This is a genomic window from Bacteriovorax sp. HI3, from assembly GCF_059738875.1.
This window is the reverse complement of the sequence record NZ_AP026946.1, coordinates 590,692-609,846: the sequence shown is the minus strand read 5'-3', so window position 1 is coordinate 609,846 and position 19,155 is coordinate 590,692. Positions and strand designations below refer to the sequence as shown.

The window sequence follows — 19,155 nt, the reverse complement described above, 5'->3', positions numbered from 1 at the left end:
TTAGTTTCTTAAGTCTTTTCTTAAAATCTTCCCAACATTACTCTTAGGAAGTTCAGTTCTAAACTCGACCAGTTTTGGAACTTTATATCCAGTCAATTCTTTGCGGCAGAATGCAATCACTTCTTCCGCTGTTAAACTCTCATCTTTTTTCACGATGAAAAGCTTAATGGCTTCCGTCGATTTCTCATCAGGAACACCGATGGCCGCTACTTCAAAAACTTTCGGGTGAGTGGCCACAACATCTTCAATCTCATTTGGATAAACGTTAAATCCTGAGACCAGGATCATATCTTTTTTGCGATCGACGATTTTCACATATCCTTGGTCATTCATCATTCCGATGTCACCTGTTTTAAAGTATCCATCAGACGTCATAACCTTAGCTGTCTCATCATCGCGGTTCCAGTATCCAGGCATGACTTGAGGCCCTTTAATACAGATCTCACCTACTTCATTGAGACCTAGCGTTTTATCATTGTCATCTTTGATCACCACATCAGTTGAAGGGATCGGAAGACCGATAAATCCATTATAGTCTTTTAGAGAGATCGGATTGATACAAGCAGCTGGTGATGTTTCCGTTAGTCCGTAAGCTTCAAGAAGCACTTTTCCAGTGACACTCTTCCACTTATCAGCAACAGCTTTTTGAACGGCCATTCCTCCACCAAGAGCAATTTTCATTGTAGAGAAATCCAAAGTTTTAAAATCTGGCTGGTTTAAAAGACCATTAAAAAGAGTGTTTACACCTGGAAGAACTGTAAACTTCCATTTTCTTAATTCAGCAATGAAGGCCTTCATGTCTCTTGGATTTGTAATGAGAACGTTTGTCGCTCCAATCGAAACAAACACCATAGAAACAGTCAGTGAGAAAATGTGGTAAAGCGGAAGTGGTGAAATTAAAATTTCAGTCTGCCCTCCAATCGCCGGAGAGAGCCATGCGCGCGCCTGGCACATATTCGCCACCATATTTTGATGAGTAAGGATGGCCCCTTTTGCTACACCTGTTGTTCCACCTGTGTATTGAAGGAAAGCAATGTCTGATTGACTCATACTCGGCTTTCTAAATTTCTTTTCATCGGCCATGCGCAGTTCTGTCATGAAATTTTTTGCGCTTGGAATACTCCATGCTGGAACCATTTTTTTAATTTTCTTGATCACAAAATTAACAATCATTGATTTTGGAAAACCAAGCATATCGCCAATATTTGTCGTCAAAACATGTTTACAGTCAGTCTTATCCAGGATCCCCTGAAGGGTGTGGCAGGCGTTTTCGAAGATAACGATGGCACGGGCCCCCGAATCCTTGAGCTGATGCTGAAGTTCACGTGCCGTGTAAAGTGGGTTGACGTTTACTGCGACGAATCCACCCCTTAGGATACCAAATAAGGCCACTGGATACTGAAGAATATTGGGCATCATCAGGGCCACGCGGTCCCCTTTTTGTAGCTTTAATTCATTTTGAAGATAGCTGGCAAACTGACGGCTTAGGCGATCAACCTCTTGATAAGTAAGGCCTTTGCCCATGCAATTGAAGGCCTCTACTTGAGAGAATTTACCAAAACTCTCATCCATCAAGTCACCTAATGAATGGTACTTTTGCATCTGATCTTCGATAGTCGCAGGTACGCCAGACTGATAGTTTTTAAGCCAAATTTTCTCCATAAAATCCCCTCAAAAAAGTGTTCCCTAAAAGTTTAATAGACAATGTAAGATTACGCAAAGTGCTGTGAAGCAAATTTCTTTAATTTTATGTTTGAACAGAATATGAATCGTGTTATACCTGAGGTCTAATAGTTACTTTGGTCCTAAGAAATTACCTGTCTTTGACCATTTTTTTGGAGTTTTTTGTATGGCTACTAAATTGTATGTTGGAAACCTTCCTTACTCAGCTAAAGAAGAATCGCTAAAAGAGCACTTCTCTTCAGCTGGATCAGTTGCATCTGTGAAAATCATCATCGATCGCGAAACTGGTAGATCAAAAGGTTTCGGATTCGTAGAAATGGATTCAGAAGATGGAGCGCAAAACGCTGTATCTCAACTTGATGGTCAAGAGTTCGAAGGACGTTCACTAAGAGTTTCTGAAGCTAAACCTCAACCAGAAAGAACTGGTGGCGGATTTGGTGGAGGCGGTTCACGTGGTGGATTCGGCGGCGGAAACCGTGATGGCGGTGGACGTGGTGGATTCGGCGGTGGACGCGGAAGAAGAGAATAATCTTTTTTTAAAGACTATCCATATACGGCGGCTCCTTCGGGAGCCGTTTTTATTTGAGCTGAATGAACACTCCTACTCTCATTGAAAACATCGACTATACAATCAACGAAGACGGCAATCTGGTCTTCACTGCTCACTATCTCTTAAAACGCGGTCATTGCTGCCAGAGCGGTTGTCTTAACTGCCCTTACGGATACAAGGATAAGGCCGATCCAAACGTTCCAGCGGAGTTTAATGACTCCTGGGAAGACGATTACTCGTACGACAACGAAGAAGACGACGATTAATATCTAACCATTCCTTAGACACCATTCCATTCACCCCCATTGAGATATAAAATCAACTTATGGAATTCGACTATATTGTCATTGGTGCCGGCAGTTCAGGACTTACCTTTGCTGCACTAATGGAAAAAAAAGGATTTAAAGTTGCCCTGCTTGAGGCCCACTCCTTGCCGGGTGGTTGCTCATCTTATTTTGAACGCGAAGGTTACACCTTTGATGCTGGGGCCACAACTCTTTCTGGTCTAAAAGAAAACAGACCACTATTTAACTTGATTAAAGAACTAGACCTCCCATTAAATCTCACGGCAATTGATCCTGGAATTGTCTCCATCTTGCCGGATAAAACAATCTTTCGTTTTAAAGACCAAAAGAAATGGAGAGACGAATTAGAAAAAAAATTCCCAGGCATTGATCATGAAAAATTCTGGGGCCGCTTGAGTGATATTGAAGAAAAAGGCTGGCACTTATCCAGTGCCTTTAAAAATATCCCTCTTCGTTCAATTGGGGCCGTAAGCGGCTTTTTAAAAATAGATACATTAAAAGCTCTCTCCTCACTGCCGGCCCTTTTTACCAGCGTTGCAAGTGAGCTTCGTTCTTTAAAAATAAATGACTCCGGATACCTTTCGATGCTTGATGAACTCCTTTTCATTACAGCTCAAAATCATATGAGTGAGACTCCGCTTTTAATGGGGGCCATGGGGCTCTCTTACCCGGATGACACTTATTACGCCACTGGTGGAATGAAGGCTTTCTCAGAAGCCCTGGCCGCCAAATGCTCTCACATTTTCTATCGTCATACGGTAAAAAAAATTACGCCTCTTGATGATGGACAAAGCGGCTTTGAAGTCGCGACTAGCAAACAAACGATAAGAGGGAAAAAAGTTGTCTCCACGATTCCAATCTGGAATCACTCTGAGCTCTTTGATGAAAAAGAAGTTAAAGCTTTTTTTCAACGCTACCCTGCACCCGATCCTTCATCGTGCTGGTCTGCTTTTATGATCTACTTAACCATTCCGCTCAATGAAAAACGCGAAGGCCTTTACTACCAGATTCACACTGACCCAATTCCTCATTGTGAGACACGCTCTTTTTTTGTCTCACTGTCTCATCCCCATGACCAGGAAAGATCGATTAATGGCAGACAGGTTGTGACTATTTCAACACATACAAAATCTAAAGAGTGGATGAATTTAACTAAAGAAGACTATCAAAAGAAAAAAGAAGAGTGCGCTCAATTTATTTTGAATGTCCTAAAAGAGAAATTTGAGTTGAAAGATGAAGACTTAAAAAATGTAATGACCGGAACACCTAAAACATTCATCAAGTACACTCACCGCTTTCATGGCCTGGTGGGTGGCATTCCTCATTCGCTCAAAAGAAACCCGATTGATTTTTTAGTAGCGAGATCCCCTCTGCAAAATTTCTACATGCTGGGAGACACGCAGTACCCGGGACAAGGAATTGCTGCCGTTGTCCTGGGTGCACAAAACTTATGTGAGTTTCTCGATTAGTTAATCGGTTCGAAGAACGTCACTTTACCAGTTGTCAGCGAGTGATAAGCTGGAATGATTTTTAGTTTTCCAGACTTGATCCCCGGGCTTAGAACCGGACCAACTGTTTGTAGCTGTTGAGCAACCTTTCTAGCGTTGGCGATGATTGAATAATATAAATGGTCTGTTGGATTGTGTCCGTGAACCGGGCGAAGCTCTTCAATGATTGGAATAAGCTGCCAAGAAATCCCTTTGATGTTTGGGTGTTTCTCCGGGTTCATACAAGCGCGGAAGGCCCCACAGTTTTCATGTCCCATAACGACGATAAGAGTGACACCAAGAACTTCTACGGCCATCTCGATACTGCCAATAACGGCATCAGATAAAACGGTTCCCGCAATTCTGCAGGTAAAAAGATCTCCGATACCTACGTCAAAGACCAGCTCGGGTACAACGCGAGAATCGGCGCAACTTAAAATAGCGGCGAATGGCTGCTGACCAAGATACTGAGAGAACATAACCTCTCTCCCTCTTTCCGGGTGAGTTGTTTGCCCTTCGTAAAAAGCGCGGTTACCTTCAACTAAAAGTTTAAATGCATCTTGCCAGTTATCTGCTTTTCTCATTCTCTCAAACCTCTTTAAGTTAATGCTAATATAAAACTCGCATGAGAAGTCATAGTCAAGAGGCTTCAAGATAGACCAGGCCTTTACAAGCAGCGCAATGCTAAATTTTAGTTATAAACTGCGCATTTGTGACTTTCTTTCAAGGTGCCTTCCAAAGGCGCGCATTACTTCGAGGTGCACTACGGCCTGGGTGATGATGTAGATAAGCCAGGGAAGTGCTGGCTCAAAGTCATGGATGGCCGTGATGATGTAGCGTTTATTTTTAACCGGCATGGTCTCTCTGAACTCAAGCCGGCTCTTTTCATTGAAACGAACTAAATTCCCACCAACGATATAAAATAGAGCTCGATTCATTGTGCTTCTTTCTTTTGAGTATTTTAGTTTCAAGAGAACCACTCGATGATGGAAAAGTGAGAAATCGACCATATCATCTTCGACTTGAACTTTGATAAGAGGAGAAAAGATTTTAGGAAGCCATTGCATATACTCCAAAGCCGCATCTTTAGCATTCATAAAAGAAGGGATAGGCAGTCGCTGGACTGAACGGACAAAGCGGTGATTCTTTTTCACAAAAGGCTTTCTATCATTAACCCCAGTGGCGACTAGGGCCTCTTCCAGGCACTCTTCGAAATTTTTAAAACGATGGTTCTCTAGCTTGAACTTGCGTTCTGGATTGCAGATCATCGGATGCCGGATAGAATCAAGCAAAGGGTAAACCAGTTCTTTATTCTCTTGAGTGATTAACCTCACCCAGAGTTTTGAGAAACCTACAAAATGGACTGGAACTTTAAGGTAATATCTTTTTAATTTTAATCTCTCACCTATTATGCGCATCAAATCCAGGTATGTGTACTGCCCACTTCCTGAAAGATCAAAAGTCTTATTATAGTAGCGATCATCATCAATCACACTCGCCAGGCATGTTGTCACGTCATCCACTCCAATTGGAGTCATAGGGTTATTGACCCATTGAGGGCAAATCATTACCGGTAATCGCTTCACCAGTTTATACATAATTTTAAATGAGGAGCCATTGGGCCCGATAATTAATCCCGCACGAAAGGCGGTCAGTACGAAGTCTTTTTCTCTAAAAACTTGTTCGACCTCCAGACGACTCTCTAAATGCTTGGAAAGGTTTTCCAAATTAGAAGGGAGTAACCCTCCTAGATAAATGACTTGCTTCACCTGATTTAAGTTAGCAGAGCGGGCAAAGTTATCAGCAAGTAAAAGGTCATAGTCTGCAAAACTTCCCTGATCGAGATTCGCAGAGGGCAGCATTGAATGAACAAGATAAAAGGCGACATCGACATCTTTTAAGGCCCGCTCAATTTCAAGCAACGAAAATAAATCGCACTCTCTCCATTCAAGACGGGGGTTATCACTTTTTCTGCTGAAACGGCTGAAACCAACCAGGTCATAATCGGTGGTTTTTAAAAGATGCTCTATCAGTCGTTGACCGATAAAACCAGAGGCACCAGCAATTGCAATTTTTAGCTTTTGCTTTTTCATGATCAAACTTTACTGCGGAGTAAACACAAAGAAAACGCCAAAGAGTTAAAAATAAACTTCAGACTTCAATTGAGTTAAAAACCCATCAATATAGTCCATTCTCCTTCTACCTTCAGCTTTGGCCGATTCTGTATTCATCGTATTGGCAATTGACTTCAATTTAATATGTATATGATCAATTCCGTATGACTTATCATCCAGAGAGCGTTTTTCAGCAAAAGGATCAACGACATCATAAAAGGGTCTTTGGAGTTGAGTGATGACAGAAAAAAGTCTCCCAAGCCCGATAGCACCTAAAGCATCCAGGCGGTCTGCATCTTGGACAATCTGAGCTTCAATTGTTTCAGGCCTGATGGCCGCAGAAAAACTGTGAGCACAAATGGCATGGTGAATGCCTTGGAAATATTTTTCGGGATAACCCATATTTCTTAAAAAAGCGATGGCCTCATCAGCTGCTAAAACAGAAGCTCTCTTTCTGTCAGGGTGATTTTTAGGAAGATTCACTAAGTCATGAAGCCAGGCCGCAGGAATAACAATATTTTCATCAGCGCTTTCTTCTTTGGCCAGGCGTTTGGCCACAGTGACAACTCTCTTCACGTGAGCGAGGTCGTGGGCCGGGTCCTTTGTTCCAAGAACAGCTTCAATTTTTTCCTGAAAAAGCTCTTCAAACTTCTGCATGAAAATCCTTAGGGATTAAGGCGCGCTTTTTTTGTGCCGGCCATTTTTTAATATGAATTTCTCTTTTTAGAGCTTCTGACATCGTTTCAAACTCTTCCAGGTGAACAATCATCACCGGAGAATCTGTCCTGAAATACTTGGCGCCTTTTTTCACATCACAGAGGTGTTCGACAAAGCGCCTTTCAGGATCAGTGGAAATTCCCGTGTAGAGTTTTCCCTTCGTTGTTAAGATGACGTAGACGTACCAGTTCATTTCGCCTCAAGTGAAATGTACGAGAATGTCGTCACATCAAATAAACCGCGGTCAGTAAGTTTTAATTTTGGAATAACTGGTAGAGCAAGGAAGGCCATCTGAATAAATGGTTCATCAAGGATGACTCCACATTCTTTGTAAGCACTCTTTAATTTTTTAATATCGTGGAAGAGCTCTCCCCCTGTTTTTAAACTTAAAAGACCAGCGAGAGGAAGCTCTAAAATGCCCGTGACTTTTTTATCCAAGGCCACACACAATCCTCCACCTGAAGCGATAAGAGCGTTAACTGCTGTCACCATATCTTCAAGAGAAGCGCCAATGACCATTAGGTTGTGCGAGTCGTGAGCGACAGAAGCCGCAATAGCTCCTCTCTTTAATCCCGTTCCTTTCACCAGTCCCAGGGCCGGTTTTAATTCAGAACCGTAGCGTTCGATGTTGGCCATGAAAAGAATGTCGTCCTGGTCAAATTTATTTCCATCGTAGTTGACGACTAAGTGGTTAGTGATAATTTCATCTTTAACGATTTCAATCACGTTGTATTTACCAGCTTTTAAGTTGTAAGCAAAATCACTTTCTTTAAGTGGCTTTCTTTTAATTGTATTTTCTAACGGTGGAAGAGACTTTGTTAACTTCTCATTGATTGAATCATCGAGTTTTAACTCCGCCACTCTTTTTCCAGCGATTAGTACGTCTTTGATATCAACGGAACGAACGTCATTGAGTAAAACGATGTCAGCTTGTTTACCTGGAGCAATTAATCCCAGTCTCTTTAACCCAAAATGTTTTGCTGCTGAATATGAAGACAGGCGATAAGCAATATGCGGCTCCATCTTCATTTCGTTGATCATTTTTTTAATCAGGTAGTTGATGTGTCCTTCTTCCAGGATTTCGTATGGGTTTCTATCGTCTGTGCACAGAAGACACTGAGTTGAATTGAATTCACTCACCAGTGGAGCAAGAGTTTTAATATTTTTGGCTACAGATCCTTCGCGGATAATAAGCGCCATTCCCTTTTGCAGTTTTTCAAAACCTTCTTCTTTCGTCACTGTCTCATGACAGTTTTGAATGCCGGCAGCGATGTAAGCGTTCAGTGCTTTTCCGCGAACAAGTGGCGAGTGCCCATCGAGGTTGTAATCTGAATAAGCTTCGATCTTATCTAAAACGGCATCGTTTGCGTTGATGACTCCCGGGAAGTTCATCATTTCCGCCAATCCTAAAACGTTAGGGTGTTGCTTATACTTAAGCATCTCTTCTAACTTAAACTCTCCCCCGTTGCTCTCGAATCCCGGAAGGGCCGGAACACATGAAGAGGTTTGTACGAAAAGATTCTGGTGCATTAATTCAGATGAACGCAGAAACCATGAATACCCTTTGTCGCCCATAACGTTGGTGATTTCGTGTGGGTCACAGATCGCTGTCGTCGTTCCAATCGGAAGAGTCATGCGCTCAAACTCAAAAGGGTTCATCATTGAGGATTCAATATGCAAGTGACCATCGATAAAACCAGGAACGGCCACTGCTCCTTCTGCATCCAGGTAGCGTTTAGCTTTTGGGATATCATTTTCCAAATACTCTAAACCGATACCCGCAATCGTTTTTCCTACGATCGCAATCGCTGAATCAAAAGTTGATCCGTTGATCAGGTCGAGGATTTTTACATTTTTAATAATGAGATCCGCGGCTTGCTCTCCGCGGGCAACAGCTAAAACATTTTTTAATTCTTCACGCGAGAGTGTCTGCGTTCTTTTTTGCGCTAATGACATATATTTACCTACAATTTAAAAAGCTCTGAAATAAGGGCATCAAAAAGTGGTCTGGCCGCTAGGCCCTGATCGAAACCACCGTTAAACATAAAGACAAAAATCAGAGGGGAATTATCTTTTCTTCCTACATATCCTGCAAGTCCCACCACTCCGTCAAGATAACCGGTCTTTGCACGCACTAAACTAAAGTCCTGAGTCTTAAGACGATTTTTCATCGTGCCATCAACTCCGGCAATAGGAAGCCCTGAAAGGAATTCTGGGAAGATCAGGAAGTCGTTTTTAATACTCGTTAAAACTAAGGCCAGTTGTTTGGCCGTGAAACGATTGTCGCGAGTTAGACCTGAAACGTTTTCTAAAACATAATCTTTTCTATTAAGACCCAACTTGTCTAAATAAGTCTTGATGCTTTCAATGCCATCTTTCATTGAAGCGCCTTTTCCTTTCGTGATTTCTTCGGCCGCCAGGTTCTTAACCAGCATCTCCGCGACAAAATTATTTGAAAACTTAAGCATGTCACTGGTCATTTCATTAAGGTATTTTGAGTCGACTTTTGCCAGAACTTTTGAATCGCTCTCGCACTCGCTTTCTTTGATGTTTCCTTTAACTGTAATTCCACGTTGTAACAGGAACTGCTTTAAGTGATGCCCTGTCCACAGAGATGGATTTGAAATGCTCTTGTAAACAACGGCTTCGTTTGCATTTTGAGAAATGCTTCCAGTGATAATGATCTTGTCTCTTAAACCCAGCTTCACACGTGAGACATCAATAGTCTTCACACCACTTTTAGCAACGGTCTTCGTTTTATTTTCTAATTCAAGATAGTCATTAATCGGGTCAAGGAAAACTCTGGCCGGATCGTTTTCTTTTAGTCCCGGGCGAATATAGACGTTGACGCTGTTCCAGTTAAAAGAAACCGGAGACACAGGTGCATCGTAAGCGCGGTCTACGCGCACAGAATCTCTTCCAGAATCAAAAAGCTCTGAATCAAAGCGGCTGGCATCAATCAGGATATCACCTTCAATTGTTTTCACTCCACTGCGAGTGAATTCATTAACCAGGTACCACATTTTTTCTGAAACAAAAGACGGGTCTCCTCCACCTTTTAAACACAGGGCCCCTTTCAGGCTCTCTCCTTCAATAGGTGCTTTGCTCCATAGCTCAGTGACAAATTTAATATTGAGTGGAAGCTTGGTAAGAATCGCTCCGCCCGTTACCACTTTTGTCAGTGAAGCTGGAACCATCAACTTTCCCGCGTTGATATCGACAATTTTCTTCCCGTCATCTTCAACATATAAACCAAGAGTTGACTCAGCGAAGTGATGTTTCTTAATGATTTTCTGAAACTCTTCCTGAGGGCCGGCATAAGTGTTTTTACCAATAAATAAAAAACACAAAAGTAATGAAGATTTGAGAGTGATTTTTCGCATATAAACTCTTTGTCGTAGGAGGTATTTGTGGTTAATATTTTACCGCTATATTAGGGCTTACCACAAGGACATAATGTGACTAAAACAGTTAGAACTCTCCTGGCGTTTTCTCTTATTACAACTCTCAACTACTCTTATGCTGCCGATAAACTTCGCTTTATCGGAGATGTGACTTTTCCCACAGGAGAGATGTTTGCAAAAACTGAAATAGGTGGTCTTTCAGGGATCGCTTATGACAAAAATAAAAAGCGCATGCTCGCTGTGAGCGATGATAAATCACTGGTGAATGAAACGCGCTTTTATGAATTTGATATCGCTTTAACAGAAAAATCTTTTTCAGTTAAACCTGCTGTCGTAGTGAGATTAAAAAATAAGGCCGGCAATTTCTTTAAGAAAGGCGAAGCCGATTTTGAAGGGATCGCCCTTTACGGAAACGATGTTCTTATTAGCTCAGAAGGCGCTATTAATCGCACGAAACCAACTCCTCCAGAGCTTTACCGCTTTAACCGCATGGGCGATTTTGTCGGCATGATTTCTATTCCAGAAAAATTCCTGCTTCCAAGAAAAGAGCACACTGATAAACTTTACGGTTCACGCGACAACCACTCTTTTGAAGCTCTTTCTACAAGCCTTGATGGAAAGACAACTTATATGGGAAGCGAAGAGGCCTTATTTCAAGATGGCCCCATCACAACGATCTCTTATAGCTCTCACACGCGCATTATTCTTTATAAAGACCTAAAACCAACAACTGAAATCGCTTACCAATTAGATAAGGTAGAGGCCATCAAGGCCGCTCCAGGAGCTGAGAAGTCTGAAGAAAAAGCAGATTTAACAACTGGAGAAAATGGTCTGGTTGATATCGCTGCTGTTGATGATAAGACTTTCTATACAATGGAGCGCAGCTGGATTCCTTTCATCAATAAAAACGTTATCCGCATCTTTAAATGCACAATCACTGATAAGACCACAGACATCTCTAAGATGGAGTCTCTAAAAGATCAGAGTTTCGTAGCCGTTGAAAAAGAGCTGGTTGCCGACCTGGATGACTTCATCCCACAAATGACTATAAAGGAGCTGGATAATATCGAAGGAATCGCCTTTGGACCAGTTCTGGCCAATGGGAATAGGTCATTAGTCGTCGTTAGCGATAACAACTTCGGAAAGACCCAAAGAACGCTTTTTATGGCCTTTGAGCTTATTCCTTCTAAGTAGTAATCTTTACCTGGCCGTCTAAAAAATTGTCACTTTTTTAGACGGCCGTAAATCTTTAGACACCCTCCCCTCTCTAACCCCTAAAATACACAGTCTCAAAATTGGCATTCCCCTTGCTCTATGTATAAGTAACAAACCTCAAAAGAGAGTACGTTATGAAAGCATTAGTTTTTACATTTTTAGCCTTACTAACATTCAACACTGAAGTAGAAGCAAGCATCCTTTGCCACACTCCACGTATGAATAAAATCTTTGAAGTAAGTGATAAAAAAGTAACTTTCTTCAATGAATTTGATTCTCATGCAAAAAGAGAATTAGCTTCTGTGGTAGGAAGAACAAAATCTAATGAAATGGGATTGACTAAAATTGTGGATTTCGAAAACCAGAAACACACAATCCATATTGCAGATACGAACAGCTTCTCTGATGTTAATGACTACATCATTATCAAATCGAGAACTGGGCACGAAGTGACATACCCATTAACTTGCGAGAAAAAATAGTTAACACCGCTTATCCCCCCCCCATCGAAAAGCGGTATCAAGGCCTTGTCTTTTCCCCCAATGAGGCAAGGCTTTTTTAATTTTTACTGAATGAAAAGAAACGACGTCTCATCCACTCCGATAACATTCAACTCCGTCTCACCTTTTAGTAAAACAGAATTGTAAGCTTCGACCAGATGATTATTCACTGACAATTTCCCCTGCAGATTTAAAATCGAAGGAAGCCTTTTGGATTGAGATAACGGAAGCGACATTTTTTGTCCCTTCTTCAAATTCACCAGTGTTAATTTAAAATCCGGATGCTCAGCTAAAAGCTTAGCGCCATTATGATTAAAAATATTTTCAGTGAATTTAAAAAATTCTTTTGTGTTGGCCTCTGGAGCAAAATTGATAACGTCTAGTGATTTTTCCACGTGAAGTTGTCTCGGTTTCCCTGCGGAATCCAGGCGGTCCCAGTCCCAGACGCGGTAAGTGATTCCCGAGCTCTGTTGAACTTCGGCCATGGTAATACCAGCGCCGATAGCGTGAATTGATCCAGGAGGAGTAAAGAAAAAGTCTCCAGGTTTAACCTCGAAAGCATTCATATACTCGCTCATATTTTTCTTATTTTCTAAACCTTGGAGGAAAGATTCTTTGGTCACTCCGGGCTTCATTCCCAGGTATAAAATCGCCTTTCTTTCACAAGCGATAATGACATAACATTCAGCTTTACCGCTGCTGTTTTCATGCATGCGAGCGTATTCATCATCAGGGTGAACCTGAACAGAAAGATTTTTTGATGTATCGAGAATTTTAACCAGGTAAGGCAGTTCAGCATGAGTTGAAACTTCTAGTTTTTTTCCCTGACAAAAACTTGGCCCTTGAGGATGAACTGAAATCTCCCACGTCTCACCATAGGGATCCGCTCCTCTTAAAACTGGAAGGTTTTTTAAACTTTCTAAATGTTGTCCACCCCAAATTGTTCTGTGGGCCGAAGGAGTTAAATAATAAATCATAAATCCTCTAAGAATTGGCGATATTCTCTCAGGGGGGGCATGAGATTTCAAGGGAGTAAGCATGAATTACAGTGTTTTTAGCCCCTCTGATAAAATAGTGTCATGAAGCACTCTTTCCCAACCCTCTATTTATTCAACAACGTCTTTTTTCCGCAGACGGTGATTCCGCTGACGGTGAACGATGGGATTTCAAAGGATGTTCTCCTGGAGTGCTATGAGCAAGGTCAACACCTGGCCTTTTATCACCCAAGCCTGCGAGCTAATAAGATTGGAACAGTTGGACGCATTTTGCTTTTAGAACACAATGACGACAAAAGCATGACCGTTTTGGTGCAAGGGCTCGCACGAGTAAAGCTTCTCATTCAAGAACAGCATCTTCCCTTTCCTATTTTTCAAGTCGAAGACTACTTCGATGTTCAAGACCAGGCCGTCATTCTCGACGACTCAGTCGGACGCCTGCATGTGATTTTAGAAAACTGGCTCAACCGCCACATCACCAGCACCAAAGAGCGCGAGCGTTTTTTAAAAGAAATGAACTCGCCCACAAGACTCATCAACAACCTTTGTCTCTTGGTTTTAAAAGATGTGGAGCTTAAAGAAATCTTCCTAACGAGTGTTTCACTCTCTGAGCGCATTCGCATGATGGATGCTCTTCTTCGTGGAAAGGCCCCGGAGATAGAAGACATGGCCATGAGCGAGGCGATCAAAAATTTTGAACGCCTCGAACCTGATACCGATATTAAAAATGCTATTTAGTTTTTTAGAACAGGGGAACGATGAAGTTCACCAGGTAAAGACCTAGTCCAGACACAACTGGGATACATAGGTTGTCGTCGACAAATTGAGAGCACATCTCAGAAATCGCACCGATAATTCCGGCCATGATAGCAAACACTAAAAGGTGTGTGCTTGGCCCAACATAAATCAATCCGTACACGATAGTTGCTAAGTAACAAACTGAGAAAGCTGCAATCGTTCCTTGAAGTGACTTATTTGGAAGGATCTTGTCTCTTCCGTAAAGGATTCCAAAGAATGAAGCGATAGGATCAGCAAAGATTAAGAATAAAATAGCGAGAATAGCGATGCGCTCAGGGAAGAAGAAAAGCGCAAGAGAGACACCTAGAGCATAAAAAGGTAACCCGCTTACTGAGTTCCTCTCCGACTCCCTCATTACTGGCTTCATAAGAAGCATGGCAACTTGGTTCACCTTTGGATTTCTTAAACGCAAGAATTCGAATAAGAAAGCAGCAACGGCAAAGGCCAAGAGAATGTAAGCAACATTATCTACAGAAATGCCTGATTTCTTATACGCAACAAGACCTGCAAGACCAGTAGAGATGTGCCAAATTTTGCGAGTTAAGTGCAGATCAGTTCTTAAGCGCAGTGGCGATGTGATTCTAAATTGTGACATATTCACTTGACCCATTTAAGGCTCCTAAGTCAGAGGCCGCTTACAAAAACCTAGTATGCAAGTCGCCTATTCCTTTCAAGTATCTAATTTATCGTTTTTAAGACTAACTTAAGACGTGACAAGAGTAAATCTCCCTGCATTAATTACAACAATAATGTAATCAACCACTTTGCTATTTTTTCGCTTACCAATCCGATATTTTTATCCCTATAATATCTATTGCAAATACAATTGAATGTTATTGCCGTAGATAATTTAGGATGGAATCTAGTGTTTAATAATAACGACCAAAGTAGTCTAAGTAGCGAATTTCAAACACATTTGTCGCCCCAAGGGCAACAAAAAATCTGGGCCATCGGTGGTGGTAAAGGTGGGGTTGGAAAGAGCCTTGTGACGGCCAATTTAGCGATCTGCTTAGCCCTGATGGGACATAAGGTAGCGGCTATCGATTTGGACTTAGGGGGAGCGAATCTCCACACTTGCTTGGGCGTTCCTATCCCAGAAAAGACCCTATCTGACTATCTTTCTAAAAAAGTCAGGACTTTAACTGAACTTTTAACCCCTACAGCGATCAATAACCTCTTCATCATTTCTGGTGCTCAGGATGATTTAGGAATCGCCAACCTAAAACAAATGCATAAAGCGAAACTTCTAGCTCAGTTCAGCGAACTGCCAGTGGATTACGTTTTATTAGATCTTGGTGCGGGGACAACTTTTAACACAATCGACTTCTTTATCTCGGCCGATCAGGGAATCATTACGACTCTTCCTGAGCCGACATCAATTGAGAACTCATACCGTTTCATCAAAACGGTTTACCATAGAAAGTTAAAGATGGCCGAAGAGCTTCTGGAAATCGGGCCACTGATTGACCAGGCAATGAACGCTAAACTTTCTCAAAACTCTACACCTGCAGACTTAATCAACCGTGTGATTGAAATCAACCCAGTTGTCGGTCAGAAGCTTCGCTCGGAGATCAATCGTCTTCAGCCAAAGCTGATTATTAACCAGGTAAGAACTCAGTCTGATATTGATATCGGTTTCTCGATGAAGCTGATTAGTAAAAAATATTTCGGTATCAACTTAGATTATGTTGGTTACCTTGATTACGATGCGACAGTTTGGCAGAGTGTGAAGAAGAGAAAGCCTCTTCTGATGGAGTTCCCTAACTCTACTCTGGTCAATAACTTTGACCGCATCATTCATCGTTTATTAAACATTAATTAATCTAATTATTTATTTTTTTAGCCCAAAAGAGTTTTATGAATAATCCGACGTCTGATTTAAAAAATTATTATGAAGTTTTAGAAATCCCGGCCAATGCTCGTTCGGAAGAAATCTACCACAGCTACCAGAGAGCAAAAGCAGCTTATTCTTCGGACTCAATCGCTCTTTACTCGCTTATGAGCCCGGAAGAATGCAGAAACGTCCTGGAAATGGTGGAAGAGGCCTATTCAATTCTTTCTGACCCTACAAAAAGAAAGCGCTACGATGAAGCCCGTGGACTTAACCGCGACTTCAGCTCACTAAGCTACAACTCTCTTTCTGACCGCGTGGCCCCTTTGAGAATTGAACGTGAAGTGATGCCGACTCATCAGGTGAGCAGTGCCTCGTCAGTGCTTCCAAGTGCAGATTTTACTCTCAACTCACAATCGACTGGCTCAGACAGTGCTTCATCTACAGCAACAAATGTAAATAAACTTGTCACTCAAAAGAGATTTGCTCTTGATTACGTGATCAATGCTGACTTTGAAAAAGAAATTGAAGAAGCAACTGAGTTCACGGGAGATTTCCTGCGCAAGATCCGCGAATATAAAAATCTTGACCTTGACCGCTTAAGCGATATGACTAAAGTTTCTCGTCTCTACCTTCAAGGTATTGAACTAGAAGACTTTGGAAAACTTCCGGCGCCAGTATATGTCCGAGGGTTTGTTTTCCAGTACGCGAAATGCTTAAAGCTAAAACCAGAAGTCGTTGCTAACTCTTATGTAGCAAGGATGAAAAAACTGAAACCATAATGAATGACTTAGAAAAAGATCAAATCGATTCATCAGCAGAAGACTCAGAACAATTTTTAACTTTCACGATTACGAATGAAGATAGGGAAACCTATAAGCGATTTGATCAGTACTTAGCTGAGAAAGTCACAGGCTATTCCCGTACTTTTCTAAAAAATCTTTTTTTAAAAGACCAAATCACACTAAGCGAAGATTCTCCGGTTCAGGCGAAAATCGAATTAAAGAAAATGCCTCCGGCCGGTGCTATTGTTCAGGTTGAAGTTCCGCCTCTACTGCCTTCAACGGCACTTCCAGAAAACATTCCTCTGGAAATCCTTTATGAAGATGAACACCTGGTGTTTGTTAATAAACCAGCGGGACTTGTCACTCACCCTGCTCCAGGAAATTATACTGGAACATTAGTCAACGCCATTCTTTATCACTGCAAAGACATTCAAGGTGTCGGCGATCAAAAGCGCCCGGGAATTGTCCACCGCCTGGATAAAGGAACAAGCGGAGTCATGGTTATTGCTAAAACACAGGCCTGCCATGAAGGTCTGGTTCTACTTTTCTCTACTCATGACATTGAACGATACTATGAAGCATTGGTTATGAGATACAAGTGCCAATCTTACGGCACTATTGAAAGCAATATCGGCCGCGATCCAAACAATCGCTTAAAAATGAAAACCGGAACCACTCGTGGAAAACCGGCAATCACGAACTATAAAGTCCTGGAGCTCTTTGATAAACATGTTCACATGGAATTCAAACTTGAGACCGGACGCACGCATCAGATCCGCGTACACACTTCTGAAATTCTGCGCATGCCAATCATCGGCGATTCTACTTACGGATCACCAAACGAGCAGATGATGAAACTGGGAGCAGACTATAAGGAAATCATTGATGGTTACCCTTATCCATTCCTGCACGCCAAAGTTCTGGGACTGATTCATCCAATCACTAAAGAAAAACTTCGTTTTGAAGTTCCACCTCCTCCACTTTTCCAAAAAGTGCTGGAGTACTCGAAAAAGAAAAGCGAGGACGCCGCTCAATGAACGAAGCCATCACTTATGAAACTCCCCTCTTAAGAGGACGCTTCATTGTGTTTAACGAAAGACCTGACCTGGACTTCTTGAAAGTTAAGCAGACTCATTCGGATATCGTTCTTTCTGAAGGGCAATGTGGCCCGGAACAAATTGGCGACGGAATCATCGGCGACAGTACAACCCCTAAAGCAATTTTAACTGCTGACTGTGTGCCACTTGTTTTAATTGGCAAAGACCAACACGTTGTCATCCATGCCGGCTGGAGAGGACTGGCACAAAATATTTTAACCAATAAACTGGTTAAAGAAATCAACCCTATTTTTGCTTTTATCGGTCCTCATATCCGCCAGGGTCATTATGAGGTTCAAAAGGATTTCCTGGCCAATTTTCCACTTCACCAGGAAGCTTTTAAGACAATCAATGGAAAGATTTACTTTGATCTTTCTTTTGTCTCAGAGGCGCAACTAAAAAGCGCTTACCCCGGTATAGTAGTAGAAGATTGCGGTCTTTGCACATTTGCCGACCCGAAATTTCACAGTTACAGAAGAAATCAAACAGCAAGTCGAAACTGGAATATTTATTTTCCTGAATAAAAACGGAGTACCTTATGACAAAAAGATCTGTGTACAATAGCTCGATGAATACAACCATCGCTCTATTTGTACTGAGCGCTCTCATGATCGGTTTTTCAATCTACTTAACCGGCCACTACTTTGAACTTAAATTCCCAACAGGGCTTGAATCAGGCTCTCTTTGTAACCTGAACAGTTACTTTAACTGCGACAAGACGACTCTTTCACCAATGTCTAACATCGCAGGCGTTCCGATCTCTGTTTTCGGGATTGTCGTTGGTGCCCTGGTTATGCTGGGCCTTTTCATCAAAAATGAAGCTTATGAAAAAACAATGTACTTCGCCCTGATGATCAACATGCTTGGGTGTGTGGTGCTCTTTTTCTACTCACTTTTCGCCCTTGGCGGTCTTTGTCCTTTCTGTTCTCTTTATTACGTCGTTTCAGGTATTACACTTTGGATGTTTTATAAAGACAGTGAAGACTACAAACCAAACTTTGCCATTCTTGGCGGGTTTGCAGCCGTTATCCTTGTTGCTGCTTTTATCACAAAATCAAGTGTTGATAAAAAGACTGAGAACATTTCTGCAGTTGCCAACGACCTGATCAGACAGTACTACGCTCTTCCAAAACTAGGTGAGCCTAACCCTCCATCTGAATACAAGATCGCGACAGCTGAAAATGCTCCGATCCAAATGCAGATTTTCTCTGACTTCGAATGTCCTGCTTGTAAGGCCCTTTCTGAAATCATGCCTCAACTGCTTCTTCGTTACGGTGGAAAAATCAATATCCAGTATTTCTTCTACCCACTAGATCACAACTGTAACCCGTCAATGGAGAGACCACTTCACCAACAAGCTTGTCGTGCAGCTTATTACGCAACTTGTATGCCGGCAGAAAAATTTGGCACTCTTCACGATGAAATCTTCCACAACCAGGAAAGACTTCCAGACTTCCTGGACGACGCTATCAAGAAAAATAATGTCGCAAAATGTGTTGCCGATCCAGCGACAAAAGCAAAAGTTGTCAGCATTATCAATGCAGCTACTCCATTCAACATCAGATCAACTCCGACGTTTCTTCTAAACGGAGTTAAAATTGAAGGTGTTCTTCCTCCTGATCAGCTTTTTGCAATCATGGATGAGATTATCAAACGTGGTGGAAAATAAGACTT

Annotated in this window: 20 protein-coding genes; 11 read left to right on the top strand and 9 right to left on the bottom strand. The window is 41.9% G+C overall.

The genetic code is table 11. The features are described 5' to 3' along the window. A complete protein-coding gene (locus AC6JA8_RS02865; protein ID WP_497975679.1) occupies window positions 1-1,662 on the bottom strand; it encodes an AMP-binding protein in 1,662 nt (553 codons plus the stop codon). Between the two features lie 187 nt (window positions 1,663-1,849). Between AC6JA8_RS02865 and rbp the strand changes: the two genes are divergently transcribed. The 3 genes from rbp to AC6JA8_RS02850 all read left to right on the top strand — a co-directional run bounded on the left by rbp (window position 1,850) and on the right by AC6JA8_RS02850 (window position 4,007). Further along, window positions 1,850-2,212, top strand: coding sequence for an RNA-binding regulator (rbp, locus tag AC6JA8_RS02860; protein ID WP_497975678.1), 363 nt, complete (start codon window positions 1,850-1,852; stop codon window positions 2,210-2,212). A 62-nt stretch (window positions 2,213-2,274) separates the two neighbouring features. Continuing rightward, entirely contained in the window at window positions 2,275-2,499 is a 225-nt protein-coding gene (locus AC6JA8_RS02855) for a C1orf53 family protein (RefSeq protein WP_491633998.1), read from the top strand. 59 nt (window positions 2,500-2,558) lie between these two features. Continuing rightward, window positions 2,559-4,007 (top strand): phytoene desaturase family protein, encoded by a 1,449-nt coding sequence (locus AC6JA8_RS02850; protein ID WP_497975677.1) that lies wholly within the window; start codon window positions 2,559-2,561, stop codon window positions 4,005-4,007. Here AC6JA8_RS02850 and AC6JA8_RS02845 read toward each other — a convergent pair. From AC6JA8_RS02845 to dacB, 6 genes are all read right to left on the bottom strand, one after another. Beyond that, window positions 4,004-4,609 carry a carbonic anhydrase gene (locus tag AC6JA8_RS02845; RefSeq protein ID WP_102242355.1) on the bottom strand — a complete coding sequence of 202 codons (606 nt, stop codon included), beginning with the start codon at window positions 4,607-4,609 and terminating at the stop codon, window positions 4,004-4,006. The genes AC6JA8_RS02850 and AC6JA8_RS02845 overlap by 4 nt on opposite strands. Window positions 4,610-4,720: 111 nt before the next feature. Beyond that, window positions 4,721-6,118: an NAD-dependent epimerase/dehydratase family protein gene (locus AC6JA8_RS02840; RefSeq protein ID WP_497975676.1), complete on the bottom strand. Its 1,398-nt coding sequence runs from the start codon at window positions 6,116-6,118 to the stop codon at window positions 4,721-4,723. A gap of 45 nt (window positions 6,119-6,163) precedes the next feature. Then, window positions 6,164-6,796: an HD domain-containing protein gene (locus AC6JA8_RS02835; protein WP_497975675.1), complete on the bottom strand. Its 633-nt coding sequence runs from the start codon at window positions 6,794-6,796 to the stop codon at window positions 6,164-6,166. Next, on the bottom strand, window positions 6,783-7,049 hold the full coding sequence (locus tag AC6JA8_RS02830) for a GIY-YIG nuclease family protein (protein WP_497975674.1): 267 nt from the start codon (window positions 7,047-7,049) through the stop codon (window positions 6,783-6,785). Before AC6JA8_RS02830 ends, AC6JA8_RS02835 begins: the two co-directional genes overlap by 14 nt. After that, window positions 7,046-8,812, bottom strand: a complete 1,767-nt coding sequence (gene adeD, locus AC6JA8_RS02825; protein WP_497975673.1) for an adenine deaminase — start codon at window positions 8,810-8,812, stop codon at window positions 7,046-7,048. Before adeD ends, AC6JA8_RS02830 begins: the two co-directional genes overlap by 4 nt. Window positions 8,813-8,820: 8 nt before the next feature. Further along, window positions 8,821-10,239, bottom strand: a complete 1,419-nt coding sequence (dacB, locus tag AC6JA8_RS02820; protein ID WP_497975672.1) for a D-alanyl-D-alanine carboxypeptidase/D-alanyl-D-alanine endopeptidase — start codon at window positions 10,237-10,239, stop codon at window positions 8,821-8,823. Between the two features lie 75 nt (window positions 10,240-10,314). On the opposite strand from dacB, the gene AC6JA8_RS02815 reads away from it, so the two are divergent. Together AC6JA8_RS02815 and AC6JA8_RS02810 are read left to right on the top strand one after the other, a co-directional pair. After that, complete coding sequence (locus AC6JA8_RS02815; protein ID WP_497975671.1) at window positions 10,315-11,454, top strand: esterase-like activity of phytase family protein; 1,140 nt, start codon at window positions 10,315-10,317, stop codon at window positions 11,452-11,454. A 155-nt stretch (window positions 11,455-11,609) separates the two neighbouring features. Beyond that, window positions 11,610-11,957, top strand: a complete 348-nt coding sequence (locus AC6JA8_RS02810; RefSeq protein ID WP_102242345.1) for a hypothetical protein — start codon at window positions 11,610-11,612, stop codon at window positions 11,955-11,957. A gap of 83 nt (window positions 11,958-12,040) precedes the next feature. On the opposite strand, the gene AC6JA8_RS02805 is transcribed toward AC6JA8_RS02810, so the two are convergent. Beyond that, a complete protein-coding gene (locus AC6JA8_RS02805; protein ID WP_497975670.1) occupies window positions 12,041-12,952 on the bottom strand; it encodes a type I phosphomannose isomerase catalytic subunit in 912 nt (303 codons plus the stop codon). A gap of 102 nt (window positions 12,953-13,054) precedes the next feature. On the opposite strand from AC6JA8_RS02805, the gene AC6JA8_RS02800 reads away from it, so the two are divergent. Then, on the top strand, window positions 13,055-13,708 hold the full coding sequence (locus AC6JA8_RS02800) for an LON peptidase substrate-binding domain-containing protein (protein ID WP_497975669.1): 654 nt from the start codon (window positions 13,055-13,057) through the stop codon (window positions 13,706-13,708). A gap of 4 nt (window positions 13,709-13,712) precedes the next feature. Here the strand turns inward: AC6JA8_RS02800 and AC6JA8_RS02795 are convergent, their stop codons facing one another. Next, complete coding sequence (locus AC6JA8_RS02795; protein WP_497975668.1) at window positions 13,713-14,378, bottom strand: diacylglycerol/polyprenol kinase family protein; 666 nt, start codon at window positions 14,376-14,378, stop codon at window positions 13,713-13,715. A gap of 255 nt (window positions 14,379-14,633) precedes the next feature. Here AC6JA8_RS02795 and AC6JA8_RS02790 point away from each other — a divergent pair, with 255 nt between their 5' ends. From AC6JA8_RS02790 to AC6JA8_RS02770, 5 genes are read left to right on the top strand one after another with little or no spacing between them, the layout of a single operon-like run. Continuing rightward, window positions 14,634-15,590, top strand: a complete 957-nt coding sequence (locus AC6JA8_RS02790; protein WP_158649538.1) for a P-loop NTPase — start codon at window positions 14,634-14,636, stop codon at window positions 15,588-15,590. 35 nt (window positions 15,591-15,625) lie between these two features. Further along, a complete protein-coding gene (locus AC6JA8_RS02785; RefSeq protein ID WP_497975667.1) occupies window positions 15,626-16,381 on the top strand; it encodes a helix-turn-helix domain-containing protein in 756 nt (251 codons plus the stop codon). Then, complete coding sequence (locus tag AC6JA8_RS02780; RefSeq protein WP_497975666.1) at window positions 16,381-17,421, top strand: RluA family pseudouridine synthase; 1,041 nt, start codon at window positions 16,381-16,383, stop codon at window positions 17,419-17,421. The genes AC6JA8_RS02785 and AC6JA8_RS02780 overlap by 1 nt, the downstream gene beginning before the upstream one ends. Next, the gene (locus AC6JA8_RS02775; protein WP_497975665.1) at window positions 17,418-18,005 is read left to right on the top strand and encodes a purine nucleoside phosphorylase YfiH/LACC1 family protein; all 588 of its coding nucleotides are present in this window, start codon (window positions 17,418-17,420) and stop codon (window positions 18,003-18,005) included. The genes AC6JA8_RS02780 and AC6JA8_RS02775 overlap by 4 nt, the downstream gene beginning before the upstream one ends. 14 nt (window positions 18,006-18,019) lie before the next feature. Continuing rightward, complete coding sequence (locus AC6JA8_RS02770; RefSeq protein ID WP_497975664.1) at window positions 18,020-19,150, top strand: vitamin K epoxide reductase/DsbA family protein; 1,131 nt, start codon at window positions 18,020-18,022, stop codon at window positions 19,148-19,150. Window positions 19,151-19,155 lie beyond the last annotated feature (5 nt).